The sequence below is a fragment of the Candidatus Magnetobacterium casense genome (assembly GCF_019173545.1).
GTDB classification, from domain to species: Bacteria; Nitrospirota; Thermodesulfovibrionia; order Thermodesulfovibrionales; family Magnetobacteriaceae; genus Magnetobacterium; species Magnetobacterium cryptolimnobacter.
This window is the reverse complement of the sequence record NZ_JABXWD010000176.1, coordinates 1-7,161: the sequence shown is the minus strand read 5'-3', so window position 1 is coordinate 7,161 and position 7,161 is coordinate 1. Positions and strand designations below refer to the sequence as shown.

Genomic DNA, 7,161 nt, shown 5'->3' with positions numbered 1-7,161 from the left:
GCCCCCTTGCAGGGGGTTCTGAAGGGGGGCGGAGGGGGTGGGGCACCCCTGCCACAAACCGCCCCTTTCTTTCCTTCTTCTTAGGGGGGTGAACTATTACCTTTCTTTTTCCCCGCATAGAAAGAGGTCAACACCGTTGAGGAACATCGTATAGGCAAGGGGGGCCTGTTGCACCGTGGTGGCAAATACGCTGATCAACCGGTGTGCCTTTGCCTTGAGCTCGGTGTCTGCCGTTAAGCGGCTTAATCTCACGAGATTGACCAGGGCAAGAGAGTTCCCGGATGGGTATGCCCCGTCGTAGACGTCCTTGGGACGCACGGGTAGCTCCGTGTTGCCTGATGGGGTCATATAGAATCCACCGCCGGATGTGTCCTGAAAATCGTCAATCATGACCTTGTTAAGCCTGCCTGCCTCATGCAGATAGTCGGCATTGAGGCTGCTTTCGTATAACTCCGTCAGTCCGTACACCAGGAAGGCGTAGTCATCGAGCGTTGCATCAATGGAACTGTTGCCGTCCTTGTAGCAATGCCTCAGGCGGCCATCCGGCGCTGACATGGCAGTGAGTATAAAGTCGGTGGCGGCTTTGGCTGCATCCAGATATAACGGCTCATTGACGACCCTCGCAGCCACTGCCAGGGCGCCAATCATAAGACCATTCCAGTCGGTCAGTATCTTTGTATCCTTAAATGGGGCAATGCGCTGACGCCTCTTTTGGAGCAGCTCCGTAACAACCGCATCAAAGACAGTATTGACGCCTGACTTTGGCGGTGTATCCCTGAGATGGAGGATGTTTCGGCCATCCATGGACTTGGTCAGCTCGTTGTGGAAGTTGCCCTCTCTGCGCACATTAAAGACGTCAATGGCAAGTTCAACCGTAGCGGTCTCACCCAGGGCCTCCGTGATTTCGTCGTAGCGCCAGAGATAGAACAGCCCCTCAACACCATCGCTATCGGCATCCTCGGAGCAGTAAAACCCGCCTCGTGCATCCCGCATATCCCTCAGCACGTATGTCAGCACCTCTCTGAGGGTGGTTTCGTACACCCCTTTGCCGGTGAGCTGAAAGGCCTCGGCATAGGCAATGGTCAACATTGCCTGGTCATACAGCATCTTCTCAAAGTGGGGCACCAGCCACTGCGCATCCGTGCTGTAGCGATGAAAGCCAAATCCGAGCTGATCAAAGATGCCACCCTGTCTCAGTTTGCTCAGGGTTGTTTCAACCATCTCCAGGGCATTTGGGTCGTTGGTGCGCCTGAAGTGTCGCATCAGAAACATGAGGTTGTGGGCGGCGGGGAATTTGGGAGCAGTGCCAAATCCGCCATTTTCAGGGTCATACTTACCCAATAGTTGTTGGTATGCCTTATCGGATAGCGATGTATCGGGTGCGTAATCGGGGTTGATGTTGGTGGTGGTCAGTGATGCCTTCATGGCGTCTATGGCCTTGTTGGCCATGGCGAGCAGGTCTGCTTTTCTGGTCTGCCAGAGGTCACTGATCCTGGCGGCAATCTCAATCAACCCCAGGTAGCCATTACGGGTGCTCCGGGGGATGTACGTCCCGACAAAGAAGGGTTTCTTGTCGGGGGTCATTATAACAGTCAGCGGCCATCCTGCCGTACCGGTCATGATCTGGCAGGCGTTTATGTATACGCTGTCAACGTCCGGACGCTCCTCCCTGTCAACCTTGACGCAGATGAATGAGTCGTTGAGGATGGCCGCAACGTCGTTGTCTTCAAAGCTCTCATGCGCCATGACGTGACACCAATGGCACGTTGAGTAGCCGATGGAGACAAACACGGGCTTGTCCTGCGTCTGTGCCGCCGTAAATGCCTCAGCGCCCCACGGGTACCAATCAACCGGATTGTCAGCGTGTTGCAACAAGTACGGACTCTTTTCATTCTTTAATCGATTACGACTCATTGTGATGGCTAAATATTAACGCAACTTCCAACGTGAAGTCAACCCTGGATACATGGCAATCACATTTGACCGTAAGAACAAAAAAAAAAGGGGCAGATACCCCTCCTTTCCAGCATTACATGGGTTGTGTTGCAGACTGCAACCCTTTGCAGTCAATGGATTTATTTCAAGTCAATCTTTGAAGCCTCTTTGAGTTCTTCAAGAAGGGTGTCGTTGACCCGTTCACTTCCCAGAATAGGAATCATTCTAAAAAATTCCCATTCATCACACTTATAGGAACAATCGGAGATGCCTTTAACCTCATCAGGAAGCATTTTTCCTGTCATAAGATAACCACTTGCCATAAGGGCATGTGCCTCATTATCTGAAAAGGAATCGAGGTCAGTTCTGATGTTAGAGAGACATTCCTGATATTTCTTATTTATCCCATAAGAAGTCAAAGGCCCTGGATATATCGGGGCATCATTAACATTAGACTGGGTTGTACATCCGATCCAATCAACGCTTGGTGCATTGATGTCCTTTTTCAGATGCAAAAGCAACATTGCTTTTAAGCGCCCCGAATTCTTAAGAGCAGAGATTTCCTTGTATTGCGCAATACGCAAGCGCGCCTGAAATACGCTATTTGAACGCAATATGGTGGACTCTGCATGTTTGCCGGGGTCATCATCACCATCCATCTGACCACTTGCATCACTGACAAGCAATACATTACATAGATGATTTTTTTGGGAATCTTCCTCCAATAAAGCCGAAATCCCCTGATTGTCGCTCACACCACCATCTACCAAACGAACCTGTATATCTTTATCTGCTTTGTACCTGTGCTGATAAAGGCCATCAAGCGTAATAGGTTCAAGAAGCCCCGGCACACATGCTGATGCAGCAACAGCATAACCAAGACGGTATCTCTGATACTCATGTGGTGTATCTTTTGCCTCATAGTACATGCGTCTCAGACGGTATGTTGCATCCACATCTTTTTCTATATCGGCACGTGGTGGTTCCCCCATCCAGGTCGCAGTAAACTGAAAGTTGTTGCCTGTGTTCAGGCTGGTTGTGTTAATTACGAGTATTGGCACTTTCGCTTTAAGTTGACAATTGTGTTGAGCTGGTGCAAAGTTACCGTTGAAACCAAGCGGTTGTACTTTAAGGTCGTTGATCCATCTTTTGTCTTTGTGCAGGCCATCTTCAACATTTGAGTAGATTATATCTTCGAAAAGCTCCCCCATGCGGTTAGTCCTTGAATAATGTGGACTAAGCATCTTGATGTTGGCATACAGGTTAAAAAATATCCGTAAGCGTATGTTTTGCTGGACAGATGCAAGAAACTCTTTTTCGATCTTTTTCATTATATCGATGTAGTCCTGGCGGGTGATCTCGTCATTAGATTTGGTTTGTAGCAAGTTGCGCAGTTCAAGGTAATAATGGGTACCTATAATCGAGCCGCCCGACACGCACGAGATAGCTTCTACATTTCTCAGTACGTCACATTCCGCAAGTTTCGCCAACACACCGATGTGAAAAAACGATGCACGAAAACCACCACCAGACAGAGCAAGCCCTATCTTTATCCCATCTCCATTCATAAATAAATCTCCTCAAAAACCTTGTATTTAGTTTGACAATGTCACATTTCATACCATACCACACCTGGAGGAACAATTGTCAAGTTTTTTTCGCATAAAACAGGATATAGTTAAGCAGGGTACGTTTTATTTCACGCTTAAAAGGCATGGATTCCTGCTTTCGCAGGAATGACAGTTACAGACGTTCCCTGTTCAGCCAGGGACATGTTTACAAGTGTGTCATTCCTGGCTTGACCAGGAATCCAGGATACGTAAAAGTATCGTTACAATGAAATATAAAAGAAGATACGAAAATATCCTGACGTCCACTAAAAAGTTATGCACCCGCAGACCGGAGGAAAAAAGAGGAGGAGGAGTGGGCGGAGGAGGAGTGGGCAGAGGATCGTTATGTGTGAGGAGGAGGAATATCCTCTGCCCTGTTTGGAGGGAAAGCCTTTTATCTCTTGTCTTCTCTTTGTTTTCTGATGAAAGTTGGGATATCGATATCGTCGTCGTAGGACATCAGCTCTGTGGTTGGGACCTTGTCCTCTTTTGAGAAATCGAAGAGGTTCTTGGTCAATAATCTGTCGGAACTTCTGGTAAAGACGCGGTCTCTCTCTGTGGACTTCCACCTGCTCATCTCCGGCAGAGACATCTTTGGTTCCTTCTTGTCTTCAAATCCGGTGGCAATGACGGTGACCTTGACTTCGCCTGTGATGGTTGGGTCGATCACGGCGCCAAAGATGATATCGGCGTCATCGTGAGCGGAGTCAAAAACGAGTTCCGATGCCCCTTGTACGGCATCCAGGGAGAGGTCGGTGCCTCCGGTGATGTTGATCAGTATGCCCCTGGCTCCGTCGATGGAGGTTTCTTCGAGGAGCGGGTTAGAGATGGCCTTTTTGGCGGCCTCTATGTGTCCCTGTTCGCCCTTGCCCTTGCCTATGCCCATGACGGCCTTGCCCGAGTACTGCATGATGGTCTTGACGTCGGCAAAATCGAGGTTTATCAGTCCGGGGACGAGTATCAGGTCGGTGATACCCTGGACGGCGTCCCTGAGGACATCGTTTGCTATTTCGAAAGACTTTACAAGCGGTGTGCCCTTTTCCACGACCAGTTGTATCTTGTCATTGGGGATGACAATGGTGGTGTCAACAAACTGGTTTAACTCTTTGATGCCCAGTGTTGCGTTGCTGAGGCGTTTTCTGCCTTCGTAAAAGAACGGTTTTGTCACTACAGCCACGGTCAGCGCCCCGAGGTTTCTTGCGATCTCCGCGATAACCGGAGCAGCACCCGTGCCCGTGCCTCCACCCATGCCGGCCGTGATGAAGACCATATCGGCCCCTTCCAGTATCTCACGTAAGCGTTCGTTGTCCTCAAGTGCGGACTCCCTTCCTACCTGCGGGTTGGAACCGGCGCCAAGCCCCCTGGTTATCTTATCTCCTATCTGCAACTTGTACTCAGCCATGGAGGTCTGAAGCACCTGCGCATCCGTATTGACGGCAATAAATTGAACGTTTTTAAGGTCGGATATGATCATGTTGTTTATGGCGTTACCACCGGCGCCACCAACACCTATTACCTTAATGTTTGCCTTACCTTCATTACTCTCTAACAGTTCAAACATGTGTACCTCCCTCTCTTTTTAGTCTATCTATTTAATCTTTATTCCCTATGTTTTGTCAACTATGCTGAAAACAGCTTGCCCACCAGTCCCTGTATCCATTTTCTGATATGGCTCAGATCTCCCGCAAGCAGCTCCATAGACGACGGATCGTCCATACTCTTCTGTGCGTACAAGATCAGTCCGACGGCGGTTGCGTATATGGGGTTTCTGACCATTTCGATCATGTCCCTGCCCTCGGGCATCCCCACCCTGACAGGCATGTTCAGGACGGCGTGTGCCAACATCTCAAAGCCCTTTAATTGTGCCACTCCGCCGGTGAAGATCACCCCAAAGGATGGCGTGGTGTTTCCACATAGACGTGCTATTTCAGTCTTTATAAGGTTTAATATTTCTTCAGTGCGTGATTGTATGATTTCGGAGATAAGGTTGCCATCGACATTTTTTTCACCGCCGGCTGTAGCCACGGTAATTTCCCCGGCGTTATATTCGTTGATACCATAGGCCTTTTGTATCCTTTCGGCTTCCGGCAACGGTATTGCAAGACAGACGGCTATATCGTTTGTGATCTGGTTGCCGCCGATGTCCAGTATGGATGTGCTGATAAACCTGGAGTCCCTAAACAGTGCGATATCCGTGGTACCTCCGCCGATATCCACCAGTAGGCATCCACACTCCTTTTCGTCATCCCTGAGGGTTGCCATGGCAGAGGCAAGGGGGTCCAGTACGATGTCTGCCACCGATACCCCGGCCATCTCACAACACCGGACAAGGTTGTGTAAAGAGTTTGCAGAACCTGTGACTATCTGCACGTTGGCCTCAAGACGTACCCCTCGCATTCCCAGGGGGTTTGTTATCTGCCCCTCGCCATCGACTATGTACTCCAGCGGGATGATGTGCATTACTTCCTTATCCAGCGGGATATATATGCTGCTGGCCGTCTCCATTGCCCACTCGATGTCACGCTGCCGGATGATCCCGCGCGCTATGCCTACGGCGCCCGTGTTGGGCATACATTTGATGTGGCTGTCTGCCATGCCGGCGTAGACATCGGTTATTTCGGTGCTGGAGAGCTTGCGGGCAGCATTTATGGATGTCCTGATAGCCCTTGAGGCCGCTTCCATATCTATGATCATGCCCTTTCTGACACCCCGCGACTGTGTCGTGCTGACCCCAAGGAACCTGATCGAGGCGGCGCTGACCTCCGCCACGATCGTGGATATCTTGCTCGTTCCAACGTCCAGCCCGGCAACGATTGTGTCTTTCAGGACGGCCTCCTGGCCTGCTTCACTATCAGGCGTTGTGAGAATCTCATATCTATGTACTCTATGGGGATGTTTTTGCCGGTGATTTCGTCCTTGAGCTGGAGGTAGTTTTTGAGCTTTTTATCGTAATCGCCCGAGCCTAAGAGGACGAGGGTGTCGTTTATACGGATGGCTATTTCTTCGGGTTTTGCCCCGGTTATCAGGATGCTTTTTCCTTGAGTTACGCTGTTTTTGCCCAGGGCCTCAATGAGTCTCAGGGCGTTGTCGTAGGTCTTGTGGTTGGCCGCATCAACGCTGATGACGGGCAACGAGGGGCGTCCCGGGGCATCAGATGACGCCGAAGTGGGAAGCTCTACCTTTTCAAGCCTCTGGCCGGAGTTATCCACCAGGTATGTATCATTGCCTTCGGAGAGGAGTCCGACAGGCTCTTTTTCCTTTATCCGGACAAACAACGTATTGGGGAACTCCTTTCTCATCGTCACGTGCCTGACCCATGGGGAGACAAACAGTCCCCTGGAGACATTGTTAAAGTCCATGGTTGCGAGGCTCTTTCCATTTACGTTTAGTAGTCTGAGCATGTCGGCTTCCCGGAGGTGGAAATTGCCCTCGAGGTGCAGGTGCTTAACCTTTAAGAAATCGGCCTTTATAAACATATATACGCCCGCCGTTGCGCACCCTGTCAGGATGACAATTGCCGCTATGGCAACGATAAGTCTCAGGGACATGGTCTTGTCCGCTTTTTTCTTAAAGAGATGTTGTCTGCCGAGTATTTTTTTATTTATGTAGTTCAAGC

General features: G+C 50.0%; 5 protein-coding genes. All 5 read right to left on the bottom strand.

The features are described 5' to 3' along the window. Positions 1 to 96 precede the first annotated feature (96 nt). Complete coding sequence (locus HWQ67_RS10290; protein WP_255317219.1) at positions 97 to 1,914, bottom strand: thioredoxin domain-containing protein; 1,818 nt, start codon at positions 1,912 to 1,914, stop codon at positions 97 to 99. Between the two features lie 161 nt (positions 1,915 to 2,075). Continuing rightward, the gene (locus tag HWQ67_RS10285; RefSeq protein ID WP_218252601.1) at positions 2,076 to 3,503 is read right to left on the bottom strand and encodes a patatin-like phospholipase family protein; all 1,428 of its coding nucleotides are present in this window, start codon (positions 3,501 to 3,503) and stop codon (positions 2,076 to 2,078) included. Positions 3,504 to 3,939: 436 nt separating this feature from the next. Beyond that, positions 3,940 to 5,106 (bottom strand): cell division protein FtsZ, encoded by a 1,167-nt coding sequence (ftsZ, locus tag HWQ67_RS10280; RefSeq protein WP_040333781.1) that lies wholly within the window; start codon positions 5,104 to 5,106, stop codon positions 3,940 to 3,942. Positions 5,107 to 5,165: 59 nt separating this feature from the next. Continuing rightward, positions 5,166 to 6,347 carry a cell division protein FtsA gene (ftsA, locus tag HWQ67_RS10275; protein WP_255317220.1) on the bottom strand — a complete coding sequence of 394 codons (1,182 nt, stop codon included), beginning with the start codon at positions 6,345 to 6,347 and terminating at the stop codon, positions 5,166 to 5,168. Between the two features lie 20 nt (positions 6,348 to 6,367). After that, positions 6,368 to 7,161: cell division protein FtsQ/DivIB (locus HWQ67_RS10270; protein WP_218252600.1), on the bottom strand; the 794-nt coding region annotated here is incomplete at its 5' end.

What these genes read in the sequence shown, in the direction of transcription:
- HWQ67_RS10285 (WP_218252601.1), bottom strand. Translation starts at nt 3,503, where the DNA reads ATGAATGGAGATGGGATAAAGATAGGGCTTGCTCTGTCTGGTGGTGGT.
- ftsZ (WP_040333781.1), bottom strand. Translation starts at nt 5,106, where the DNA reads ATGTTTGAACTGTTAGAGAGTAATGAAGGTAAGGCAAACATTAAGGTA.
- HWQ67_RS10290 (WP_255317219.1), bottom strand. Translation starts at nt 1,914, where the DNA reads ATGAGTCGTAATCGATTAAAGAATGAAAAGAGTCCGTACTTGTTGCAA.